The 22,572-nt window shown below is 54.6% G+C and carries 24 protein-coding genes; 13 read left to right on the forward strand and 11 right to left on the reverse strand.

Annotated elements, in window-relative coordinates:
- Positions 1 to 86: 86 nt before the first annotated feature.
- From msrB to ACYVHX_RS20435, 6 genes are all read left to right on the forward strand, one after another.
- Positions 87 to 482: a peptide-methionine (R)-S-oxide reductase MsrB gene (msrB, locus tag ACYVHX_RS20410; RefSeq protein ID WP_460673537.1), complete on the forward strand. Its 396-nt coding sequence runs from the start codon at positions 87 to 89 to the stop codon at positions 480 to 482.
- A 140-nt stretch (positions 483 to 622) separates the two neighbouring features.
- Positions 623 to 1,903: a D-alanyl-D-alanine carboxypeptidase/D-alanyl-D-alanine-endopeptidase gene (locus tag ACYVHX_RS20415; protein WP_460673538.1), complete on the forward strand. Its 1,281-nt coding sequence runs from the start codon at positions 623 to 625 to the stop codon at positions 1,901 to 1,903.
- A gap of 118 nt (positions 1,904 to 2,021) precedes the next feature.
- Positions 2,022 to 2,495: a hypothetical protein gene (locus ACYVHX_RS20420; RefSeq protein ID WP_460673539.1), complete on the forward strand. Its 474-nt coding sequence runs from the start codon at positions 2,022 to 2,024 to the stop codon at positions 2,493 to 2,495.
- Between the two features lie 142 nt (positions 2,496 to 2,637).
- Positions 2,638 to 4,383 (forward strand): GMC oxidoreductase, encoded by a 1,746-nt coding sequence (locus tag ACYVHX_RS20425; RefSeq protein WP_460673540.1) that lies wholly within the window; start codon positions 2,638 to 2,640, stop codon positions 4,381 to 4,383.
- 40 nt (positions 4,384 to 4,423) lie between these two features.
- A complete protein-coding gene (locus tag ACYVHX_RS20430) occupies positions 4,424 to 4,849 on the forward strand; it encodes a four helix bundle protein (protein ID WP_460673541.1) in 426 nt (141 codons plus the stop codon).
- Between the two features lie 25 nt (positions 4,850 to 4,874).
- Positions 4,875 to 5,513 (forward strand): gluconate 2-dehydrogenase subunit 3 family protein, encoded by a 639-nt coding sequence (locus ACYVHX_RS20435; RefSeq protein ID WP_460673542.1) that lies wholly within the window; start codon positions 4,875 to 4,877, stop codon positions 5,511 to 5,513.
- Positions 5,514 to 5,588: 75 nt separating this feature from the next.
- Here the strand turns inward: ACYVHX_RS20435 and ACYVHX_RS20440 are convergent, their stop codons facing one another.
- Both ACYVHX_RS20440 and ACYVHX_RS20445 read right to left on the reverse strand, forming a co-directional pair.
- On the reverse strand, positions 5,589 to 5,978 hold the full coding sequence (locus tag ACYVHX_RS20440) for a hypothetical protein (RefSeq protein WP_460673543.1): 390 nt from the start codon (positions 5,976 to 5,978) through the stop codon (positions 5,589 to 5,591).
- A 139-nt stretch (positions 5,979 to 6,117) separates the two neighbouring features.
- Positions 6,118 to 6,567, reverse strand: coding sequence for a DUF1572 family protein (locus ACYVHX_RS20445; RefSeq protein WP_460673544.1), 450 nt, complete (start codon positions 6,565 to 6,567; stop codon positions 6,118 to 6,120).
- A gap of 84 nt (positions 6,568 to 6,651) precedes the next feature.
- Between ACYVHX_RS20445 and ACYVHX_RS20450 the strand changes: the two genes are divergently transcribed.
- Together ACYVHX_RS20450 and ACYVHX_RS20455 are read left to right on the forward strand one after the other, a co-directional pair.
- A complete protein-coding gene (locus tag ACYVHX_RS20450) occupies positions 6,652 to 7,245 on the forward strand; it encodes a Crp/Fnr family transcriptional regulator (protein ID WP_460673545.1) in 594 nt (197 codons plus the stop codon).
- 8 nt (positions 7,246 to 7,253) lie between these two features.
- Positions 7,254 to 7,457, forward strand: coding sequence for a hypothetical protein (locus tag ACYVHX_RS20455; RefSeq protein ID WP_460673546.1), 204 nt, complete (start codon positions 7,254 to 7,256; stop codon positions 7,455 to 7,457).
- On the opposite strand, the gene ACYVHX_RS20460 is transcribed toward ACYVHX_RS20455, so the two are convergent.
- The gene (locus tag ACYVHX_RS20460; protein WP_460673547.1) at positions 7,454 to 8,785 is read right to left on the reverse strand and encodes an APC family permease; all 1,332 of its coding nucleotides are present in this window, start codon (positions 8,783 to 8,785) and stop codon (positions 7,454 to 7,456) included. The two genes, ACYVHX_RS20455 and ACYVHX_RS20460, sit on opposite strands and share 4 nt — an antisense overlap.
- A 63-nt stretch (positions 8,786 to 8,848) precedes the next feature.
- On the opposite strand from ACYVHX_RS20460, the gene crcB reads away from it, so the two are divergent.
- Both crcB and ACYVHX_RS20470 read left to right on the forward strand, forming a co-directional pair.
- On the forward strand, positions 8,849 to 9,223 hold the full coding sequence (gene crcB, locus ACYVHX_RS20465) for a fluoride efflux transporter CrcB (RefSeq protein ID WP_460673548.1): 375 nt from the start codon (positions 8,849 to 8,851) through the stop codon (positions 9,221 to 9,223).
- A 98-nt stretch (positions 9,224 to 9,321) separates the two neighbouring features.
- Positions 9,322 to 10,743, forward strand: coding sequence for a M14 family metallopeptidase (locus tag ACYVHX_RS20470; RefSeq protein WP_460673549.1), 1,422 nt, complete (start codon positions 9,322 to 9,324; stop codon positions 10,741 to 10,743).
- Between the two features lie 26 nt (positions 10,744 to 10,769).
- Here the strand turns inward: ACYVHX_RS20470 and ACYVHX_RS20475 are convergent, their stop codons facing one another.
- From ACYVHX_RS20475 to ACYVHX_RS20495, 5 genes are all read right to left on the reverse strand, one after another.
- The gene (locus tag ACYVHX_RS20475) at positions 10,770 to 11,618 is read right to left on the reverse strand and encodes an alpha/beta hydrolase (RefSeq protein WP_460673550.1); all 849 of its coding nucleotides are present in this window, start codon (positions 11,616 to 11,618) and stop codon (positions 10,770 to 10,772) included.
- 73 nt (positions 11,619 to 11,691) lie between these two features.
- Positions 11,692 to 12,396: an ankyrin repeat domain-containing protein gene (locus tag ACYVHX_RS20480; RefSeq protein ID WP_460673551.1), complete on the reverse strand. Its 705-nt coding sequence runs from the start codon at positions 12,394 to 12,396 to the stop codon at positions 11,692 to 11,694.
- A gap of 27 nt (positions 12,397 to 12,423) precedes the next feature.
- A complete protein-coding gene (locus tag ACYVHX_RS20485; RefSeq protein WP_460673552.1) occupies positions 12,424 to 12,876 on the reverse strand; it encodes a nuclear transport factor 2 family protein in 453 nt (150 codons plus the stop codon).
- Between the two features lie 165 nt (positions 12,877 to 13,041).
- Positions 13,042 to 13,323: an alpha/beta fold hydrolase gene (locus ACYVHX_RS20490; protein WP_460673553.1), complete on the reverse strand. Its 282-nt coding sequence runs from the start codon at positions 13,321 to 13,323 to the stop codon at positions 13,042 to 13,044.
- A 31-nt stretch (positions 13,324 to 13,354) separates the two neighbouring features.
- Positions 13,355 to 13,603 (reverse strand): hypothetical protein, encoded by a 249-nt coding sequence (locus ACYVHX_RS20495; RefSeq protein ID WP_460673554.1) that lies wholly within the window; start codon positions 13,601 to 13,603, stop codon positions 13,355 to 13,357.
- A 319-nt stretch (positions 13,604 to 13,922) separates the two neighbouring features.
- Here ACYVHX_RS20495 and ACYVHX_RS20500 point away from each other — a divergent pair, with 319 nt between their 5' ends.
- From ACYVHX_RS20500 to ACYVHX_RS20510, 3 genes are all read left to right on the forward strand, one after another.
- Entirely contained in the window at positions 13,923 to 16,730 is a 2,808-nt protein-coding gene (locus tag ACYVHX_RS20500; protein WP_460673555.1) for a TonB-dependent receptor, read from the forward strand.
- Between the two features lie 47 nt (positions 16,731 to 16,777).
- A complete protein-coding gene (locus ACYVHX_RS20505; RefSeq protein WP_460673556.1) occupies positions 16,778 to 18,130 on the forward strand; it encodes a T9SS C-terminal target domain-containing protein in 1,353 nt (450 codons plus the stop codon).
- Positions 18,131 to 18,540: 410 nt separating this feature from the next.
- Positions 18,541 to 19,005: an RrF2 family transcriptional regulator gene (locus ACYVHX_RS20510; protein ID WP_460673557.1), complete on the forward strand. Its 465-nt coding sequence runs from the start codon at positions 18,541 to 18,543 to the stop codon at positions 19,003 to 19,005.
- Positions 19,006 to 19,088: 83 nt separating this feature from the next.
- Here ACYVHX_RS20510 and ACYVHX_RS20515 read toward each other — a convergent pair whose 3' ends face one another.
- The 3 genes from ACYVHX_RS20515 to ACYVHX_RS20525 all read right to left on the reverse strand — a co-directional run bounded on the left by ACYVHX_RS20515 (position 19,089) and on the right by ACYVHX_RS20525 (position 22,469).
- Positions 19,089 to 20,564 carry a DUF4301 family protein gene (locus ACYVHX_RS20515; protein ID WP_460673558.1) on the reverse strand — a complete coding sequence of 492 codons (1,476 nt, stop codon included), beginning with the start codon at positions 20,562 to 20,564 and terminating at the stop codon, positions 19,089 to 19,091.
- Between the two features lie 73 nt (positions 20,565 to 20,637).
- Entirely contained in the window at positions 20,638 to 21,747 is a 1,110-nt protein-coding gene (locus ACYVHX_RS20520; protein WP_460673559.1) for an AAA family ATPase, read from the reverse strand.
- Positions 21,735 to 22,469, reverse strand: a complete 735-nt coding sequence (locus ACYVHX_RS20525; protein ID WP_460673560.1) for an RNA ligase family protein — start codon at positions 22,467 to 22,469, stop codon at positions 21,735 to 21,737. Before ACYVHX_RS20525 ends, ACYVHX_RS20520 begins: the two co-directional genes overlap by 13 nt.
- Positions 22,470 to 22,572: the final 103 nt, after the last annotated feature.

Genomic DNA, 22,572 nt, shown 5'->3' on the forward strand with positions numbered 1-22,572 from the left:
AAATAGTTTATGGTACTAACCGAACTTTCGCTGAACGGCCTGAGCGGTTATCAGACACCCATTTTCTCACGATCAAACCGAACCTTATGATCACTAAAGTGATAAAAACCGACGAAGAATGGCGGCAGCAACTGACGCCGGAACAATACCGGGTGACGCGCCAGAAAGGCACCGAACGGGCTTTTACCGGCGAATACTGCGAGAGCCACGACCCCGGTCTCTACCAGTGCGTGTGCTGCGGCACCGACCTGTTCGAGTCCAAACAGAAATTTGATTCCGGAACGGGCTGGCCGAGCTTCACCGAACCCATTGATCCGGAGCTGATTACGCTCGAAAACGATTATGCCTACGGCATGACGCGGGTCGAGGTGTTGTGTGCGGTGTGCGATGCGCACCTGGGCCACGTTTTCAACGACGGTCCTGCACCAGCGGGGATGCGGTATTGCCTTAATTCGGTGGCCCTGAAGCTGAAACCGGCTTAAGCTTTTTATTCGCTGGCAACAAAACCGCCTGGGTGTAGCATCCAGGCGGTTTTTATTTTTGCCCCTCCGGGACTTTTCGGTTTCCTGACCGGCTGTTTCCGGGCGGTTTTATTTTTAGCGCAAAAACCGTATTTTGGGGTATGAGATCAACCTTGTGCGCCCTTGGCCTTTGCCTGCTCCTGACCAGTTGCGCATCCTACCGCCCGATTCAGCGCCAGCTTCGGCAAAACCCCCAACTCACCGATCACTTTACCGGTTTTGCGCTTTACGATTGGGAACGGCAGAAAATGGTGGTGCAGCACAACGCCGACCAGTATTTTACGCCCGCTTCCAACGTCAAACTCGTTAGTTTTTACGCCGGTCTGGTCACGCTCGGCGATTCGATTCCGGCCTTGCGGTACGTCGCGCGCGGGGATTCGCTGATTTTCTGGGGCACCGGCGACCCCTCGCTGCTGAATCTGAATTTACCGGACACCACGGTTTTGCGGTTTCTGCGCAACCGGCCCGAACGGCTGGTTTTTTCAGCGGCCAATTCCAGCGGACAGCGGTTTGGACCCGGCTGGGCCTGGGATGATTTCAACGATGAATATTCGACTGAACTGGCGCCCTTGCCGCTGTACGGCAATTTTGTGCGCTTCACCTCGCCCGATCGCGTGGCCCGGCTGGATGTCGAACCCCGGTTTTTTCGGGATAGCGTCACGGCGGTTTCGGGACGGAAATTCTCGCGCAGCGTTCAGCGGAGTGAGCTGACCAACCGTTTCGACCGGCCCGAAGCCGTGCGCCCGTTCCGGCAGGACATTCCGTTCCGCTGGTCGCCGGAACTGGCCGCGCACCTGCTGGCCGACACCCTGCACCGCCCGGTTTCGGTCGCCAGCATCCGGTTTGATCGCTCGGCAAAAACCATCTACAGCCAGCCCGCCGACTCGCTTTACAAACGAATGTTGCAGGTAAGCGATAACACGCTGGCCGAGCAGCTCATGCTGCTTTGTTCGTCGGTGCAGGATACGGTCAATAGCTCCGTTGGGATTCAGACTGCTCTGCAAAAGCACCTGGCCGATTTGCCGGACAAACCCAACTGGGTCGACGGCTCGGGTTTATCGCGCTACAACCTGTTTACCCCGCGTTCACTGGTGGTCCTGCTGCAAAAAATCTACAAAACCGTACCGCAGGAGCGGCTTTTCAAACTGCTGGCGGTGGGCGGGTCGAGCGGAACGATTCAGCGGGTGTACAAAACCGACCGGCCGTTTGTGTTTGCCAAGTCCGGTTCGATGACCGGCGTTTACAACCTGAGCGGTTATTTGATCACGAAAAAAGGAAAGTTGCTGGTGTTCAGCCTGATGAATAACAACTTTGCCGGATCGGTTGCCGACATGCGAAACCGCACGGCGACTTTTCTGACGGCGATTTACCAGCGGTATTGATTCCGTGCGGTCAAAACCAGAAATTCTTTCCAAAAATGAGAATTGCTGCGTTGCATTGCCGTCCGTCAGCCGCTATTTTTGCTGGAGAAATTAACCACCGTATTTGATATTTTGTCCCATGCAGGAGGAATTGAGCCTTGAGCAGTTGCGCCAGAAAATCGCAAGTGTTTCCGGGACTGAACTGATCAGATTGCAGTCGTTTCTGGAAAGTGAAATCCAACGGCGCAAGCAGATCCTTCGGGAAATTCCGGCCATTACGCTGGAGCAGATTCCGTTGCGGGTGCAAACCCGAATCGCGTTTTATTCGGTGGTGCGACGCCGGAAAATCTGCAATCTGGCCGAAGTGGGCCGGCTGACGCTGATCGAAACCCTGGCGCTGCTGAAACCCGCCGACCTGCAAAGCCTGAAAAGTTTGAACCTGCGTTCCTACAACGAACTGCTCACGGAGCTGGCCAAACTAAACGTTCCGCACGAATCCATTGCGCTCTGGGACCTGAAGATGTTTGAAACAAAACCGGGTCCGGCCGTTGCTTCCCGGGCGGGCAGTGCGCCCGAAATCACCCCGAACCGGGAACGGACGGACAAAGTCTAACAGCCGCTCCGACCTTTTTCCCGGCATTTCAGATGAACCGCCCGCCCGCATCAGTAGTTTGGTGCGGGCGGGCTGCTTTTTAGGGTATAATTGCCGGATTTCGTAGTATATTTCCGGTAGGCCTACTCCTAAACCTTTCTCAATGGATTTATTTCAACTCAAAAAAGCCCCGGTGGTTTACGATGCCGTTGTGGTCGGATCGGGTGCCGGGGGTGGCATGGCCGCGTACATGCTGACCAAGGCCGGTGCCAAAGTATTGCTTCTCGAAGCGGGCGGTTATTTCGACCCCGCCGACCCCAAGTACATGACGCAACTCAAATGGCCGTATGAGTCGCCCCGGCGCGGAGCCAGCACCACGCGCTCAGGGGGCGATTTTGACGCAGCCTGGGGCGGCTGGGAAATCGAGGGCGAACCGTATTCCTCCAAACCGGGGGGCGACTTTTTCTGGTTTCGGTCGCGGATGCTGGGCGGACGCACCAACCACTGGGGCCGGATTTCGATGCGCTTTGGTCCCGATGACTTTCGGCGTAAATCGCTCTCCGGCGTGGGCGACGACTGGCCCATCACCTACGAGGATTACAAGCCTTTTTACGACCGGGTTGACAAACTGATCGGCGTTTTTGGCTCGGTTGAAAACCTGCACAACGAACCCGACGGTCATTTTTTGCCACCCCCCAAACCGCGTTTGCACGAGCTGATGCTCAAGAAAGCCGCCACCAGCATCGGTATTCCGGTGATTCCGTCGCGGCTGTCGATTCTGACGCAGCCCATCAACAACGAACGGGGGCAGTGCTTCTACTGCCGCCAGTGCAACCGGGGTTGTTCGGCCTACGCGGATTTTTCGTCCTCGTCGGTGCTGTGTATTCCGGCCATGAAAACCGGTAACCTGACGCTGATTAATAACGCCATGGTGCGGGAAGTGCTGACGGACGAAAAAACCGGCCTGGCGACGGGCGTTTCCTACGTCGATACGGTCAGTTTGCAGGAAGTTTCGGTGCGGGCAAAAACCGTCATCCTGGGCGCCAGCACCTGCGAAAGTGCACGTCTGTTGCTCAACTCCAAATCCCCGCGTTTTTCCAACGGCCTAGCCAACTCGAGCGGGGTGGTCGGCAAGTACCTGAACGACTCAACGGGGGCGTCGCGCTCCGGTTTTGTACCCGCGCTGATGGATCGCAAACGCTACAACGAAGATGGCGTGGGCGGGATGCACGTCTTTACGCCCTGGTGGCTCGACAACAGCAAGCTCGATTTCCCGCGCGGCTACCACATCGAATACGGCGGGGGCATGGGCATGCCGGGCTACGGTTTTGGGGGCGGCATTGAATCCCTGAACGGTAAAATTCCCGGACGCGACGGCAAAATGAAACCGGCGGGCGGCTACGGCGCCGGGCTGAAAGACGACATCCGGCGGTTTTACGGCGCATACGTCAGCATGTCGGGGCGGGGTGAGCCGGTGCCGCTGGAAAGCAATTACTGCGAAATTGATCCGAACACGGTGGACAAATACGGCATTCCGACGCTGCGGTTTCACTACAAATGGTCGGATGCCGAAATCAAACAGGCCAAGCACATGCAGGACACGTTCGAGGAAATCATCCACGCGATGGGCGGCATTCCGACGGGCAACAAACCGGGCAAGGAGCAAAACTACGGGCTGGCGGCTCCCGGCCGGATCATCCACGAAGTGGGTACGGTTCGGATGGGCAACGACCCCAAAACGTCGGCGCTGAACAAATACCAGCAGGCGCATGATGTGAAGAACCTGTTCGTGGTCGACGCGGCCCCCTTCGTCTCGCAGGGCGACAAAAACGTGACCTGGACCATCCTGGCAGCCTCCATGCGCACGTCGGAGTACTTGATTGACGAAGTGAAACGGAAGAATATTTAATTCGTTTGAGGTTTAAAGTTTAACGTTTAAGGAGTTTGGCATGGCAACGATTCAGCAGTTTGAAGACCTGGAAGTCTGGAAGTTGTCTCGAGAACTTTCCAGGGAAATTTACCACTGTTCCTCCTCAGGAAATTTTGCGAAAGATTTTGATTTACGCAGCCAGATAAGGCGCTCCTCCGGTTCAGTCATGGATAACATCGCCGAAGGCTTTGAAAGAGGGAGTCGAGGTGAGTTTATTCAGTTTCTTTCTATTTCAAAAGGTTCTGCTGGTGAAGTTCGCTCTCAACTATACAGGGCGTTGGATCAGTCTTATGTTGAGCAGGAAACATTCGCCGGAATGCTTGATAAGGCAAAAAGGGTCAGCCAAATGCTGAACGGCTTAATATCCAAACTAAAAGATTCTGAATTAAAAGGCTGGAAGTATAAAAAAAACGAAGCCAGTGACTCCAAACACGTTAAACCTTAGACCCCAAACCTTAAACGAAAAAGAAATGAAACGCAGAGATACCTTAAAAGCCCTCTCCCTGACTTCCCTGGGTTTGGCGGTGAATCCGGTGGAGGCCGCGGTGCCGGAGCCACCCGAACCCAAACCCGCCGTTAAGCTGCTGCCCGGACGGCAGAAATTCGAAGCGGAGCGCGATGTGAAACTGCTCACCGCCACCGAGAAGTTTTTTACCCCGGCGGAATTGCAAACCGTAACCTTGCTGGGCGACATCATTGTTCCGGCCGATGAAAAATCGGGCAGCGCGTCGCAGGCGGGTGTGCCGGCTTTCATCGAGTTTATGATGCGCGACCAGCCGCGGCTTCAGACGCCGATGCGGGGGGGCTTGCGCTGGCTGAACAACAAATGCGTGAGTCGGTACGGCAATCCGTTTGCCAAATGCACCCGGGCGCAGCAAATCGACCTGATTGAGCAGATTGCGTATCCCGGGAAACAGGTTTCGCCCGATCTGACACAGGGCGTCGCGTTTTTTACCATGATGCGCAATTTTGTGCTGGGCGGTTTTTACACCAGTAAAATGGGCATCGACGACCTGGGGTATGTGGGCAATACGCCGAACAAATGGGACGGTGTGCCAGAAGACGTCCTGAAACAATACGGCCTGAGTTACGACGAGCCGAAGAAATAAGGAGACAATCACCAAAAAACCGGGTCAGCAATGACCCGGTTTTTTTGTTTGAAGGGGGCGTTTGGCCCGCTGCGTTTAGCTTTTGTCGGTCAGGAGTTCCCGCAAATCCTGGCTCAATTTCTTGAAACGGGCCAGCGCCTGGTCCGAATTCCGCTTTTTATCGAGCTTGATGAGCAATTGGCCGGGGGACGATTTGATGTAAAAAATGGTGTTGTTGCTCAGCGTCATTGTGGCATCCAGATCCGTATTTTTAAACGAGCCGTCGTTCCGTTGCTTTAAATGATCATCCAGAGCCGCTCGTACTTTATCGGTTTTGGCCGGGTCGTACGTGGCGGCAATCTGGTACGAATCATCCGATTCGCTGACGCTGAACGAGGTTTTGTCCAGGCTGGAGGTGAACGAGTTTGCAAAGCCGGCCAAGCCAATGACGAGGCTGAACGCGAGTAGAAGTGGAGCAAGTTTCATCGTATAGTTGTTTGAGTTAAAGAGAGTTGGCCCAAAAAGCCGTGGCAAAACTAGGGAGTTTGGACCGCAAGGCACCCGGTTTTGTATTTTCTTGGAGAAAATTTGTACCGATGGTTGAATGGCAGGATAAAAGGCGGTACTAGTCGGCGGTATCCAGCAGACGCCGGTGGTAATTGATCTGGCCGAGGTGGTAGGTCAGGTGTGTGGTCAGATGAACCAGCAAAAATTCCGTACTGGTTTTTTCGTCGAACACCAGCAGCGGATAGTCCGCCTGAAGCTGGTTTTCGCTCACCCGATCCAGCGAATGCAGAACGGTAGTCAGCGTGTCATCAATTTTCTGCACCAACTCCGCCCGGGGCACATCGCGGAGCGAAAACTCCAGATCGCGGTGGCGGATGTAACCAGAATTGCCCAAAACCGCACCGATGTACGTGTTCAGATTGCCGATCAGGTGCAGACACAGATTACCGGCGGGATTCGCAAGTTCTCCGGCTGTGATCCAGAGCTTCTTTTCATCCCGGTAAAGCTCGATTTCGCGTCGCAGCCGCCCGAGATCGCGGGTGAACAAGGCCTTTAACGTTGACAGCATCGAAAGAAGAATTTGTGCGTACGGAATTCATTCCGGCCCGGCTCCGTACCTTTAGGACTCGAACGTAACAACGCCCCGACCGTTATGCGCTACCCCGCTGCCGATTCGTTGAAAGCCCTGCTGGATAAACTTGTCCCGCTGAATGAACCGGAGTGGAATCGCTTCCAAGACTCTTTTTCCGCCCGGATAGTTCCGGCGAAAACGAAATTAACGGCCGAAGGGCAGGTCGCCACCGAGCTTTTTTACCTGCAAAGCGGGCTGATGCGCCTGCTCTACACCCGGCCAAATGGCGACCAGATCACGTCTTTCCTTTTTTCGGAAGGCATGTTTGCCAGTTGCCACGAAAGTTTTTTAGCGCAGCAACCGAGCCTGCAAACGCTGGAGACGCTGGAACCCTGCCTGGTGCTGGTCATCAGCAAAGAAGCGCTGGACCGGCTTTATCAGGAAGTTCCCAGCACGCACGTCATCATGCGTCGCGTCGTCGAGCAGCGCTTCATTAACGCCCAGCGGTTGTTTGCCTCTTACTTGCTGGATAGCCCGCAGGAGCGCTACCGGAAGTTTGCCGACGAGCATCCCGAGCTTTTACAGCGCGTGCCCCAGTATATTCTGGCGTCGTTTCTGGGCATCACGCCGGTTTCGCTGAGCCGGATTCGGAAACGAATGAGCGAACGGTCGTAGTTCTTTACGTGCGTGGCGCAACGCTGGGCCTGCGAACCGGCTACCGGTTTTTGTTTGGAAAACCGGAGCGCCACCGCCGGGGACTGTACCTGGTTCCGTGGATTGCCCTGATTCACCAGCCCACGGCAAAAACCGTTCAAGTGGAAGGGCAGACGTATCGGCAGGCGGAATGGTCGGTTTTTCCTACGGTTCACCTGGGATACCGGTTTTAGGCGCGGTTGAATCGCTTCACCAGCAAAAACAAGGGATAGCTCAGAGCAATGAAGCCGACGGCGTAGGCGCTGCTGTATACATCGCTGTAAATGACGCCCACCAGAAAGGCCAGCGAGGCCGCCAGCATGAGCCAGGTGGTCACCGGATAGCCCCAGGCTAAAACCGGGCGCGGCAGGTCGGGGGCGGTTTTTCGCAACCGGATCAGCGAAGCAAACGCGGCTGCGTAGCAAAGGACGAAAAAGAAGGAAGCAATGTCCGACAATTTGCTGTAGGTGCCGGTAATAATCATCAGGATCGACACGCCGGCCGTCAGAAACATAGCCGGGCCGGGCGTTCCGCCGGCGTTGACGCGGGTAAAATACCGGGCAAACAACCCGTCGCGGCTGATGGCAAACAGCACCCGCGGGTTGAACATAATCTGGGCGTTGATAATCCCCATGATCGAAATCATCAGCAGGAGCGTCACCACTTTGGCGCTGGCCGGTCCGAACAGCACCTGAACCGCATCAGCCGCCGGGAGCTTGGATTTCGCCAGTTGCTCCATGGGCAAAACGTGAAACAGGGCCAGATTAACCAGCAGGTAAATGCCGATGATCGTCAAGACCCCGATCATCATCGAACGGGGCAGGTTTTTGTTTGGATCGACATCCTCTTCGGTGAAATAAGCCGCCGAGTGCCAGCCGTCGTAGGTATAGAAAACCGACTGCAAAGCCGCCAGAATCCCGACGAAAAGCGACCCTTCGATGGGCAGGCTGTTATCGCCCGAAAAGTGCAGCGGTTCGTCGGGTGTGTAGGCAAAGCAGACCACGACAAACGCCATTAAACCAACGGCTTTAACAAAACTCATCACCTCCTGCGCCCGACTCGCCAGCCGGACGCCAAACCAGTGAAAACCCGTAAACGCCACCAGAATACCAATCGCCATGAGCCGGATATAGGCCGACCAGTCGGGCACCAGCAGCGCAATGTATTCGCCCATCACTGCCGCTCCGAAGGCCATCGCCGAAATGCTGCCCAGCCAGCTGCTGATGCCGATCACAAACCCGACGTAATCGCCAAACGCCCGGCGTGCAAACACGTACCAGGCCCCGGCTTTGGGAATCATCGTGCCCAATTCGACCACTTGCAGCGAACCAATCAGGGCATAGACTCCCACCAGCGCCCAGACCAGCAGGGCCAGCGACGGTTGCCCCAACTCCTGCGCAATGGTGCCCGGTCGGCGGAGGATGCCGGTGCCGATGGTACCGCCGATGGTGACGGCAACGCCAAAGCCGACGCCCAACAGACGAAGAAGTTGCGATGAGCGGTTGGGGTCGGTTGGTGTCATTTCACAATAATAGGCTTTTTCGCCAAAAACCGGCTATTTTTACGACCTGATTTGGCAGAAATGATGACGAATCCGTTTTGGCTGGTTTTTATGGGGGGCGGTTTGGGCAGCGTGGCCCGCTACGGCGTCAGTCGGTATATTCAACCCCTGCTGAAAACCCCTTACCCGGTTTCAACGCTGCTTGTCAATGTCGTCGCGAGTCTGCTTCTCGGATTTCTGGTGGGCTGGCTGACGGCCCGGACGTCCGGGCGCGAAAGCTACCGGCTGCTGATGGGCGTCGGTTTTTGTGGCGGTTTCAGCACGTTTTCGACGTTTAGTGCGGATACCTTATTTATGATGCAAACCGGGCGCTGGCTGGCCGCAGCGTCCAATGTGGTGTTCAATGTGGTGTTGTGTTTGCTGGCGACGGGGGTAGGTTTGTACCTCGGGCGTCCCTGATGATCAGCTTGGAATGATGAGATTCGCCGAAAAAACCGCTAACCGACATGCGAAAACCGCCGACGGCCTTTTTGATCTTTGCGTTTAACTTCTTGCTAATGACCACCGCATCCAGTCAGGATTTATCCTTCTCCCGATACCTTTTCGATACCTACGATCCCTACCGCGAGCGCATGCTGACGCACCGGCGGTTTAAGCAGGGCGATATCCTGCCGTTGATCGACCAATTAAAAACCGACGCCCGGTTTGAGGTAACGACCGTCGGCGAATCGGTCGAAAAACGGCCTATTCAGATGATTAAGGTGGGGAAGGGCCCGCGTAAGGTGCTGCTGTGGTCGCAGATGCACGGCGACGAACCCTCGGCCACCATGGCGCTATTCGACATTTTCAACCTGCTCCGTACCGACGGGCCGTTTGAGGATTTCAAACGGCAGTTGCTGGCCGAAACAACCCTTTATTTTGTGCCGATGCTGAACCCCGACGGGGCCGAACGGTACCAGCGCCGGAATGCCCTGGACATTGACTTGAACCGGGATGCGTTGCGGCTGCAATCGCCGGAGTCGGTGATTCTGAAAGGGTTACAGCAACGTCTGAAACCGGATTTTGGCTTTAACCTCCACGATCAGAACACGCGCTACAGCGCTGGCCAAACGGGCAAACAGGCCACCATTTCGTTTCTGGCGACGGCCTATGACGTAGCGCGCACCATCAACCCCGTGCGTGAGCGGTCGATGCAGTTGATTGTGGGCATGAACCGGGTGTTGCAGCAGTTTATTCCGGGCGGGGTCGGGCGGTTTTCCGACGAGTTCGAACCCCGGGCGTTTGGCGACAACATCCAGAAATGGGGCACCACGCTGATCCTGATCGAATCGGGCGGTTTTCCGAACGATCCCGAGAAGCAGTTTATCCGGAAACTGAATTATGTGACCATTCTGGCGGGCCTGCAAGCCATCGCGACCGATGCGTACAAGACCGAATCGCGGTCGGAGTACAGCAACATTCCCGAAAACGAACGCTATCTGTTCGACGTCCTGATCCGGAACGCGCAGCTTATGCGGGGAGGAAAACCGGTGACCGTCGATCTGGGCATCAACCGCTACGAAGTGAATGTCGGCAACGCGACCACGTTTGGGTATCGCAGCAGCATTGACGATTTCGGCGATCTGTCCACCTTTTTTGGGATTGAAGAAATCGACGCAACCGGTTTGACGCTCGCACCGGGCCGGATTCATCCGGATACGCTGCGTTCGCTGGCGGATCTGAAAAAGTACAAACTGGATTCGCTGGTGCAGCAGGGGGTGACCACGTTCCGGCTGGCGACTCCATCGCGGGCGACGACGCACCTCGCGCCGGTTCACCTGCTCCAGCCCACCACCCCGGCCGTCCGACCCGTGCAAACCGGCCGGATTCCGACCTTCGTGCTGCGCCGGGGCAATCAGTTGCGGTATGTGTTCGTGAACGGTTTCTGGCTGGATGTCAGCACCGGAGACAACAAGCTGGCGACGGGGGTGGTGGAATGATGAATGAAGAAGACACGAAAGGCATCCTATTTGCCATCTGCAACGGGGTACAGCAGCCGGAACGCGTTGAAAACCGCCTGATGGGTAATCGTCGCGTGGTCCTCCTGCGGTAAATAATCGAAATAAACCGTCAGGTGGTTCGTGCCGGCGGTTTTAAGTTGATCGACCAGCAGGTTGGCGTCCACTTCCATCACGTGCGGAATGCTGCCGGGGGACAGCCCTTCTTTGCCGACGCCCACATAAACGGCGGTTTTTTGCGTGAAACCGGCTTGCAAAACGGCGGGATTCTGACGCAGGAGCGAACCGTTGTCCCACCAGAGACTCGGGCTGATGATGATGTAACGGCTGAACAGCGTTGGTTTTTTGAAGAGGATTTCGGTGGCCAGAAGCCCGCCCAGCGATTGGCCAATGAGGGTTCTGGATGCGGTTGTTCTGTACTTTTTTTCAATAAACGGTTGCAGTTCGGTTTCGATAAAAGCCATAAAACGGGCGGACTGCCCGGTGGTAGGAAACCGCTTTTTGTCGGCTTCGATGGTGGTCGGATACGTAAAATCCCGTTTGCGGTCCGTGTTGGCAATGCCGACGACGATGGATTTTGGCACCCGGTTTATCCACGAAAAAGTATTGAACTGCACCAGCCCCACCACATGAATAAAATCTTCATCCGCCGAACCGTCGAGCAGGTAAATAACCGGGTACCGGGTGGTGTCGGTGGCGGTGTAGCCTTCCGGAAGGTAAATGTTTAAAATCCGTTTCTCGGCCAGTTGTTTCGATTGAATTTCGTCAATGACACCCAGCACAAACGGTTTGCCGGATTGCCCCAGCGTTTTTACCGTTAGCAGAAAGCAGCAGAGAAGCGTCTGAAAAAGTCGCATGAAGACGGGCCTGGTTTTCGCTATAATCAGATGGTTGCGGTTTTATACTCATTCAACGGGTACGTAATTTCATTCACTGCAGGCGGTTTTTCAAATCCGCGTCATCCTCCGCCAGCAAATCGAAGACGGTTTTTCCGGCGCCATTGGGAATTGTTTTGTCCGCACCGGCCCGAAGCAACAGGTCGACGCATTCCACAGAAGCAGACGGGTTTTGATTACCGCCCTTCTTAAGTCCCTGAACGGCCCAGAAGAGCGGAGTTGCCTTAAAATCCAGGCATCGCCGGTTGATTTCGGCGCCTTCCTGAATCAGTCTGCTCACCACGGCCGGTCTGCCGCACCAGGCGGCCCAGTGCAAAGCCGTACCGCCGTGGCCGCCCGGGTGATGAATGCTGGCCCCGTTTTCGATGTACAAAAGGGCCACCTGATCGGCGTGCAGGCTCGATGCGGCCAGCAACGGGGTGTCCTGTTTTTCGATCAGGCCGTTGCCGTCCACGTTGGCGCCGTAGGCCAGAAATAACCGGGCGATCCGTACGGCTTCTTCATCGGTGCAGGAACCCGAAAATACGCCATCGCAAATCCGGTGGAGCGGGTGCGCCTTCGTTGTGTTCCGTTCATCGTACGGAATGCCTTCGTTGGCCAGCGCCGGATTGGCCGAAAGCGCCTGTTCGATGCCTTCCAGGTCGTTGGTGTTGATCAGGTTTCTCATTTTGAGGGATTGATTTTCCGGGAATTTCAAGGCGGTAGCCGATGGGGGAGACGCGCCCTTGTTCCAGTTCATGGACGGTTCGTGAGCGGTTTCTCTACCTTAATGCTGATCAGTTTTATTGAATTGCCAAAGCACATTGATGATTTTCCAGACTCCATTAATCTTGACAAGATGCATGTAATCAATCCAGTCGTCAGCCACCAGTTTAACCGACGCCGTCCGTTCCGAAACATCCAGCAGCAGCACTTCTTTTCTGGGTGAAGCCGGAAATTGATCGCCCTTTTTGTTATAGCTTTCGGCCAGCAAAATCATTGATTCGGTCGTTGTTTCGCGCACATAATCTTTACCGGTTGCTTTGTCCTTCCAGAAGGTGCGTTTCACCATTCGTGGGTGCAATGCCCTTTCCATTTGCCCGGGATTCGGCTTGTGTTGCGATTCGATGTAGTCCAGGGCGGCTTGTTGGATGGCTGAACTGTCTTGCTTCGTTTGTCCAAAAAGAAGATTGCCGGTCAGAAAAAATAGCAGTGATAAAATAGCCGGGTGTCTGTTCATTCAGTTCGTGTGGATGCGGTAAAAAACTCGTTTTTTACTCAGGGTGGCTGTTTAAAAAAACCGTTAACAGATTGGGAAAGTACCAGTGAAACGCCGTTTTGGAGTCCAATGATACGGTGTTTAGCCGGCCTTTGGTACTTACTTTGCTGTAGCGGGTCGTTGTTTTTAGTGTGCGGTTTTGTTGAGGAATTTTTCAATCGTTGGCGCTACCAATTCGCTTTCTTTTGTGTCGGATTTTAAGGTCGTTATCTCGCCGAGGTATTCTATTATGTCTACCCGTTCAGCGGGACGAATCGCCAGTTGTAGGGCCGTTGTTCCGTTATTGCTACAACCAAAAAAGTCGGCTTTTTCAATGGCTAGCTTTTTGAGAAGTAGAGCGGTATCGTCAGCATCCTGGTCAAAGGTAAGGTCTGAATCGCTGTCATCTGTTCGTCCGTGAGCCTGCAATTTAATGGCGATGACTTTTCGGTTTTTTCAACTAAGGGAGTAACCTTTTCAAACGTTGTTTGAAGCGTTGATCCACCTCCATGAATGAGAACAGGCGGCTTACCTGCCCATAAATTTCATACTGCATTTTCAGTCCGTTCACTGCGGAATAGCCGCTCTTGAAAGTCGAACGATCGGCGGTAATTGGCATACTTGTGATTTTTGTGTTTTTGTCTGTATTCGGTTTACACGCCGTCAGGACAGCGATTGTCAGCGTGGAAAAAGCAATTATCAGTTTCATTTTTTGCCATTTGTTCTTATAATACCATCTTTATAAGGTCCGCTAACGCATAAATACGGTGGCGCATTTCCGCATCAATTTAAATTGACCAGTAGCATTTAGTAACGCTGACAATCATCTTACAGTCAGTTATTTACAGCTGAAATGCCGGTATTTCAGTTTAAAAAATACGAAATGCGATCTGGCGGTCTCTGGTCGCTCATACCGGTCTGCCGGTTTTTAAAGCCATCCCGAAAAAACACAATCCTCCCATAACCTTCCCGTAACACTGGGGTAATATTGCTGCTCTACTTTTGGGTGTTCAAAAAGACACCAAAACATGAAAGTATTTTTAACAGGAATTAACCTGCTTTTCTTCAGCTTAGCGGCATTCGCCCAGAGCGGGTCCCTCAAAGGGACCATCAAAGACGCCAAGAATAACGAAGCCATCATCGGCGCCACGATTCAGGTCGTCGGCTCCAACCCGGTTCTGGGTTCGGTCACCGACATCGAAGGCAATTTCGAGATTGCCAAAGTCCCCGCCGGGGTTCTCCAACTGCAAATCAGCTACGTTTCCTACGCTACGAAAACCATCGACAACGTGCGCGTTGAAGCCGGGAAAACAACCCTGATCAACTCGGCCCTCGAAGAAGACAACAAAACGCTGGCGGAAGTCATCGTAAAAGGCCAGCGCGGCACCAACACCGAAATGGCCGTCATCACCGAAATCAAGCAGATCGAGCAGGTGGCCGTCGGAATTTCGGCGCAGCAAATCTCCCGCAGCCAGGACCGCGATGCCTCGCAGGTGATCCGCCGGGTGCCGGGCATCTCGATTCAGGACGACCGCTTCGTCATCGTACGCGGCTTGAACGAGCGGTATAACACGGTGATGCTTAACGACATCATTACGCCTTCGACGGAAGTTGACATCAAATCCTTTTCGTTCGATCTCATTCCGAGTTCGGCCATCGACCGGATGCTGATCTTCAAATCGGGAGCCGCCGAATTGCCGGGTGACTTCGGGGGCGGTATCATCAAGATTTACACGAAAACCATCCCGGACGCCAACAGCTTCTACGCCGGTTTTTCTACGTCCTACCGCGCCAACACCACCTTCCAGAACCACAACACCTACCAGGGCGGCAAAACCGACTGGCTTGGTTTCGACGACGGTACGCGCCGGTTGCCGGCCAATTTCCCGTCACAACGCCGGATCAACTCCTTTGGCGCTTCGTCGGAGCCGGTGGTAAACAAGTTCAGATCACTTTCGCCCTATTTCACGCTGCAAAACAAGATGGTGTCGCCGGATTTGCGGGCGCAACTGGGTTTCAGCAAGCGGTTTTACATCGGCAGCAAGGAGCTGACCAACTTTACCAACTTCAACTACACGAACACGCACACCTTCTCGAACGTCGAGCAGTACCGGTATTTTGCCACCGACCCCACCACCGGAAGGAGCGATATTCAATACGCCTACAACGATCAGTTTCTGTCGGAAAACACGCGCCTGGGGGTGCTGACCAACTGGGCATTGATTCTGAATCCGCGGACGAAAATTGAGTTCCGCAACCTGTTCAACCAGCTGGGTACGAAAGAAACGACGCTGCGGGATGGTTACAACGATAACAACCTGGAACTGAATAACTACGCGTTTCGCTACGAGCAGAAAAGCATTTACACCGGCCAGTTGAGCGGTACGCACGAACTGAACGGACAGAGCCGTCTGCGCTGGACGGGCGGGTACGGTTTTACGAACCGCCAGGAGCCCGACTACCGCCGGTTTACGTCGAGCCGTCCGCAGGGCAGCAACGAACCGTTCCGCATCGACGTTCCGCAGCAGCCCAGCCCGACCTTCCAGAATGCCGCCCGGTTTTATTCAAACCTGACGGAATATGTCACCACGGGCCGCGTCGATTATGAATTCAAAAAAGCCGCTCCGGCCGAAACGGAAGACAAGCAAATTCTCAAACTGCGGGCCGGTGCCTACACCGAATACAAAGACCGGGCGTTCCGGGCGCGGTATTTCGGGATCGTAAACCCCAACAACGTCAGCGCCGAGGTGCTGTCGCAATCGCCGGAGCAGTTCTTCCGGACCTCGAATCTGTCGTCAACCGGTTTGTATTACAACGAAGGAACGAACACGCAGGACCGCTACGATGCGCAGAACCTGCTGGTTTCGGGCTACGTGGGTGCCTACATCCCGTTGTCGGCCCGGTTTAATGCCACGGTTGGTTTCCGGGGCGAATACAACCGCCAGCAACTGCAGAGTGTGGTGAACGGTGTGCAACGGATTCGGGTTGACAATCCGCTGTTTAGCCCGCTGCCGTCGGTTAACGCATCCTATAATCTGACCGACAAGTCGCTGATTCGGCTGGCGTATAGTATGTCCGTCAACCGGCCGGAGTTCCGGGAGCTGGCGCAGTTTTCGTACTACGACTTTAACTACGACGTGTCGCGCGTTGGGAACCCGAACCTGAAAACCGCCCGGATTCACAATGCCGACGCCCGCTTCGAGTTCTATCCGTCGGAAGGCCAGCTGATTTCGCTGGCGGCTTTCTACAAATACTTTATCAACCCGATTGAAGCCAAAATCAACTATTCGGGCAGCGGGGTCTCGTACACGGTCGATAACGCCAACAACGCCTACAGCATGGGCCTCGAACTGGAAGCCCGCCGGTCGCTGCGGGGCGTGAGCGGTTCCGGTTTTCTGGACAACATGACGGTGTTGCTGAACGCGGCCCTGATCAAAAGCTCGGTCATCAATTCCTTCGTCGGTCAGGAAAACAACCGTTCGCTGCAGGGCCAGTCGCCTTACCTGATCAACGCCGGACTCTATTACGCCGACGAAAAACAGGGCTGGCAGGTCAACCTGCTCTACAACGTGATTGGCCGCCGGATTTTTGCGGTGGGCGACCGTTCGGTGCAACCCACGATCTACGAAATGCCGCGTAACGCCATCGACCTGACCGTCACCAAGCGGGTGGGCGAGCACTTCGAGCTGCGGGCCGGGATTCAGGATCTGCTCAACCAGCCGTTCCGTCTGATTCAGGATTCGAACCTGGACAAGAAAATCACGGATAGCGACGACGTTTACCAGCGCTTTAAACGCGGTTCGTATTCCACCGTGGGGGTCGTTTACCGCTTCTAAGTTTTTGAACACCAATTAACTAACCAATAAACAATCGCTGAATACACATGAAAAAGTTAACAACCTGGATGCTGGCGCTGCTGATGTGCGTGGTCACACTGGGCACTATGGTTTCCTGTAACAATAATGGTGATGACGATGATGATCTGGGTCCGGAGCCGGTTCCTGGTCAGGTAACGGAGGTGAGTGGTAACATCACGCAGAATACAACCTGGGCGGCTAAAAACCAGTATTTGCTGAAAGGCTTTGTCTATGTTCAGCCGGGCGTCACGCTGACCATAGAAGCGGGTACGATCATCAAAGGCGATCAGGCATCGAAAGGAACGCTGTTCATTCTGCCGGGTGCAAAAATCATCGCCGACGGAACAAAAGAAAAACCGATCATTTTTACGTCGAATCAGGCGGCTGGCTCACGCCGGGCGGGCGACTGGGGCGGTGTGGTCATCATGGGAAAAGCGCCGGCCAACAAAAAGGATTTCAAAATTGAAGGTGAAGAAGTATCGGTGGTGCCGGGTAGCGCCACGGGCGATGCAGCCGACAACTCCGGTGTGATCCGGTACGTTCGGATCGAGTTTGCCGGAATCGCTTTCCAGACGGATAAAGAAATTAACGCCCTGACGCTGGCGGGTGTCGGCAACGGTACCGTGATCGACTACGTGCAGGTGTCGTATTCCGGCGATGATGCGTTTGAGTGGTTCGGTGGAACCGTTAACGCGAAACACCTGGTGGCTTACCGGACGCTGGACGACGATTTTGATACGGATTACGGCTACAGCGGAACGGTTCAGTACGGCTGGATTCTGCGCGACCCGGCGGTTGCCGATCAGTGTACGTGTTCGGATTCGAACGGTTTTGAGTCTGACAACGACGGAACCGGCTCGGCCGATCTGCCGCAAACTTCGGCTAAATTTAGCAACGTGAGCGTGTTCATGGGCCCCGGAGCGGTAAACAGCAAATTCCGCTCGGCGTTCCGGATTCGCCGGAACTCGGCCATCAGCATTTTCAACTCAACGGTGGTAGGTGCTTTCCCGAAAGGAGGGCTGGAGCTGGAAGCAGAGGCTGCGCAAAACAACTTTAAAACCGGCAAAAGCGATTACCGGGGTCTGACGATCGTCAACGGTAAGTCGGTGGTGACGGGTGATACGGTGCTGCTGAAAGCCGCCGATCGCAAGAACACGTTCGGTGCGAAAGAAGCTGATCTGAAACTGGCCACTAACTTCAACGTGCTGACCGGCAAACCGGGGCTGCTGCTGCAAACCGGCTCTCCGCTGCTGACGGGTGGCGTAACGCTGCCGACGGGCCTGGAAGCGACGAACTACATTGGTGCTTTCGGAACTACGGACTGGACCGAAACCTGGACCAACTTCGATCCGCAAAATGCCGATTATACGCTGAAATAAACTCAATTTTTTATATTTGGTGTCGCACGAAAAGGCCGGAGCTCTGCTCCGGCTTTTTTCTTTTTTAGTGGGTGCCCGTTGAGTGACCCGGTTTGTCTACAAAATCCATTGGAACAGTTGTCTACAAATTTAAAAGTCACTACCTTGCTAAGTGGATAGCAAATTCAGGCCGACGTTCCGGGTTTTTTGTGAGCGGTTTGTTATCCCAAAACCGCCTTTTCCCGGCAACACGATGCTTTCGCCCGGGCGGTTTTTTTACGCTGCAACCTGATAGACCGACCAATAGATTCAGCCGATTACGCAGTATTTGAACGCCATCTGCACCAATTCCGCGGAGACGACGTTATTTTGCCGTAGGCGATGTATCTGTTTGTTTTAACCCGACACCAAAACGCTATAGCCATCACACAATGATTTCCAAAAAAGCCAAGTATGCCATCAAAGCGTTGAAAGTTCTGACCGAAGAATTCGGAAAGGGCCCCATCCTGATTTCCTATATTTCGGCGAAAGAGAATATTCCCAAAAAATTCCTGGAAGCAATCCTGCTCGAACTGCGTAACCACGGCATTCTGCAAAGTCAGAAGGGCAAAGGAGGTGGTTATTTGCTGCGCGTGGATCCGGAGCGCGTCAATCTGGCGCAGGTGCTGCGGGTCATCGACGGCCCGATTGCACCCACGCCCTGTGTTTCGCTTAATTTTTACGTCCGCTGCGACGACTGCAACGACGAAATTGCCTGCGCCATCCGGCCCATCATGGAACGGGTCCGGGACGCTAATCTGGCGGTTTACGAAAAAACTACGCTGGCCGCTTTTGTCCGTCGGGAGGCTGAACACCAGGAAGTGGTGGTGAATCTGGTCGATACGGAGAATAAATAGTTTACGGTTTTCGGTATACGGTGGCTAACGCGTGATTGTGAATCCCGGCGTAAACCGTATACCGAAAACCAAAAATACCGCCCTTATGACGGCTGGTGTTCTTTCCGCAGTAAATCATTCACGGTTTTCACCGGGTTGAACGTAATCAGCGGAACCTCCACAAAAACCGTGTTCCAGTCGGCCATGGCGCCGTTCCACAAACCGGGCAGTTCCTGCGCCTTGAGTTCCTTGCCATCTTTGGATTTGGAGGTAATAAAACCGGTCTGCGGATCGCGGTACGCGGGCAGATTGTATTTTTCGCCCTCCCGGTTTTTCAGCGCACAGACCAGATCGACCGGATTAAAGTGCGTCGCCGTATCGAAAATCTGCTTTTGATCGGCATTGCCCAAATCGATCTGCGCCGACTCCACGATTTGCAACGACACCGAGCCGTCGGAATTTTTGGCCCAGAACGGTCCTCCCCCGGGTTCGCCTACATTTTTGACCATGCCACAGGCCCGCAGCGGACGGTCGAGTTTCTGGCGGAAATAATCAACTTTTTCGTCCTGCGTCCAGCCATCAAACCCGTCGGGGGGCAGAATGCAGAGCGTATTGCGCAGAAATTCATCCAGTTCGGTCAGGTAACCTTCGCTGACCATATCGTCGCTCAGCAACTCCTGAAACCGGAAAATCTGCTGCTGCACATCGAGCAGAATGGCGCCCAGCACCTTTTTGTAGACGAAGGTATTTTCCTTTAGCTCATCCGGGACGACGTTGTCGATGTTTTTGATAAACACCACGTCGGCGTCGATATCGTTCAGGTTTTCGATCAGGGCGCCATGACCCGCCGGGCGGAACAGCAGCGAACCGTCGGCGTTGCGGAAGGGCGTATTATCCGGATTAACCGAAATGGTATCGGTCGATTTTTTCTGTTCCGAAAAGGTAACCTCGAACGTAACGCCCAACAGGGCTTCATAATCCGGCCGAACGCGCTCGATCAGTTCTTCAAACCGGCTGCGGTGTTCGGGCGAAACCGTAAAGTGAATCCGGACGCGGCCGCCGGAGTTGGCATACACCGCACCTTCGATCAGGTGTTCTTCTACGGGGGTACGCGGCCCTTCGGGATAGCGGTGGAAAAGGAGCAAGCCTTTGGGAAGACTGCCGTAATCCAGTCCTTCGTCGGTCAACAAGGCACTCAGCACGTGCCGGTCGGTTTCCCCCGAAACGCCTTTCAATACGTCGTAAAACGCAAAATCGGACAGGCGGCTGAAAAACTCTTCGACCGATTTATCAGATTTGCCTTCCAGGGCGGCAAATAAGGATTTGAACATCCGCGTAGCCGCCCCCGAAGCCGGAACAAATTTCAGCAGCGACAGCGAAGGCGCCTGCCGGTCGAAACGGGTCACCAGGGCGTCTGCTTCCTGCTCATCGACGCGAATGAGGCCGTCGCCGACCGTTGCGGCTTTAATGACGGGCAGATACGGGAAATTATCGATAAAATGTTGGATCTGTTCGTCAACCTGCTCCAGGGTCGCGCCCTGCGCCAGAATCTGATGCTGATCTTGCTCGGTGAATGGCATAAACGAATTCGGTATGAGATGCGGTTGTTGTACGGATGGCAAATACGAAAATTTGTCGTACTGAATCAAGCCATTAGCTACTAACTTCGTAAAGGATTTCGTGTGCTTCCCAGACGGCCGGAATTTCCAGCCGGTTGATCATCCGGTCCATGGCCACATCCGGAACGACGTGAATCCGGTTGCGGTTTTGCTGATCCAGCCGGGCGTAGGGCACTTCCAGATACACCAGCCGGATGCGGGCTTTGTAAACCACAAACAGGTCAATCAGCTGTTGGCGAAGCTGCCGGGTCAGCGTGGTTGCATTCCACACAAACGACGTGCGCTGCCGGAGCAGGCTCTTGGCTTTCTCTTTCGCCAGTTGAACGACGTATCCCGTGCCTTCGCGGTCGGTTGGGGCAATCCGGAGTTGCCGCCGAAAATCGTCCAGACAAACCACCGGCCAATCGGGCAGATTCCGGCTAATATAGGTGTCCTTTCCCGCTCCCGGCAAACCCGACAACACCACCACTTCGCAAACCGTCGTGTCATACGGCTCGTACGTTGGAAGGCTGTCTTCTTTGTAAAAATACGTGAACCGACTCAGCCCGGAAGAAAAGGGATACGGTTTGCCCCAACAGTCATTTTCTTCGCAGTACGCCCGGAAAAAAGCTACTTTTTCGAGGAGATTGGCCTGGTCTGCACAATACCGGCCGCGAACGTCGGCTTCGGCCAGGAGCGCCAGCAACCGCGTATCGACCTCCAGACTGGCTTGCAACAACGCTTTCAGCGGATCCGGTTTTTCAAAAATCCAGAGCGGCAGGCCGTGGTAACGCACCAGCTTGACAATCGGCTCGCGAATTTCGAATGGCGTCGGGAAATGACGGTACAGCAATTCCCGGCTTGTTTGCGCACCCCGCCGGGCATGCCCCCGGGCGGTGATGCTGCCGTCGGTTTCAAGTACCGTCGTCGACCGCTTTTCGACATCGTGCAACAGGGACGCCGTCCACAGAATTTCCTGATCCTGTGGCGAGATCTGCTGGTAGTCGGTCAGTTGCTGCAAGTGCTCGATGACCATTTGGGTATGCACGGCCACATCGCCCTCGGCGTGGTGACGCGGATCCTGGGGAACCCCGTCCATGTCCCGGACAAAACCGTACTGCTCCTCCAGTTCGCCCCAGTTTTTGCGTGAAGTCAACTGCCACATAAACCGCTTGTCGTTTGGAGTGAAAGCTTATCGGACGATTCGCGAAGCAGCGGTGCCCGCTTCCAGGTGCGTGTCCAGTGTTCGCCGGTTTGAACGTGCCCCGCCCGGACGTACTTGAACACATTTTGCCCGAAGGCGTCAACGGAATAACCAAGCGTATTCCGGCTCACCACGCCTTCCATCGTGCAGGGCTGGCCCATCAACGCGTCGTAAGAATCCAGCTGGCTGGGTTGCGAAGCCCATTCTTTCACCTGCTTCTCGAGGCTTCCGGCGCTGACCAGAGCGTGAGCCGGCTGCAATTCGGGAACGACCGGAAAATCGAGCAGCTGGGCGTAAAACCGGGTTTCTTCCCAGGATAGCCAGGCGTCGTGTTCGCGGATGGCAAATACGTAAAAATGATGCTGCAGTTGCCGGTATTCAATGGAATGAACGGCGTAAAGGTTTTCGCCAAACACCTCCAGAGTGCCCAGATCCTGCCGGATTCGTTCCCAATGTTCGCGGAGGAAGCGCGTCCAGGGCGATTGGGTGGGAGCCGCGTGGGAGCGGGCAAAAACGCCGTGCCGGTTCAGACAGTTGTTTTCGCCATCAAGTTTTTCGGTATGCACCAACGTCTCGATGCCGTCGAGATCGGTTTGGTAGTTGTGGTTGATGCGGTCGTCGCTGGTCGTACCGGGCGAAAAGGGGTAGTGGTACGTGCGACCGTATTTTCGGGAAATGGCCATGTTCATAAAGGATAAACGTTTCACAAGCACCTTGCCGGGCGGCAAGGGCACATCCGTTACCGGAAAAAAGCTTGTGGACGATTACATGGCTTCAAGTGGAAAA

The organism is Larkinella ripae (genome assembly GCF_054780775.1).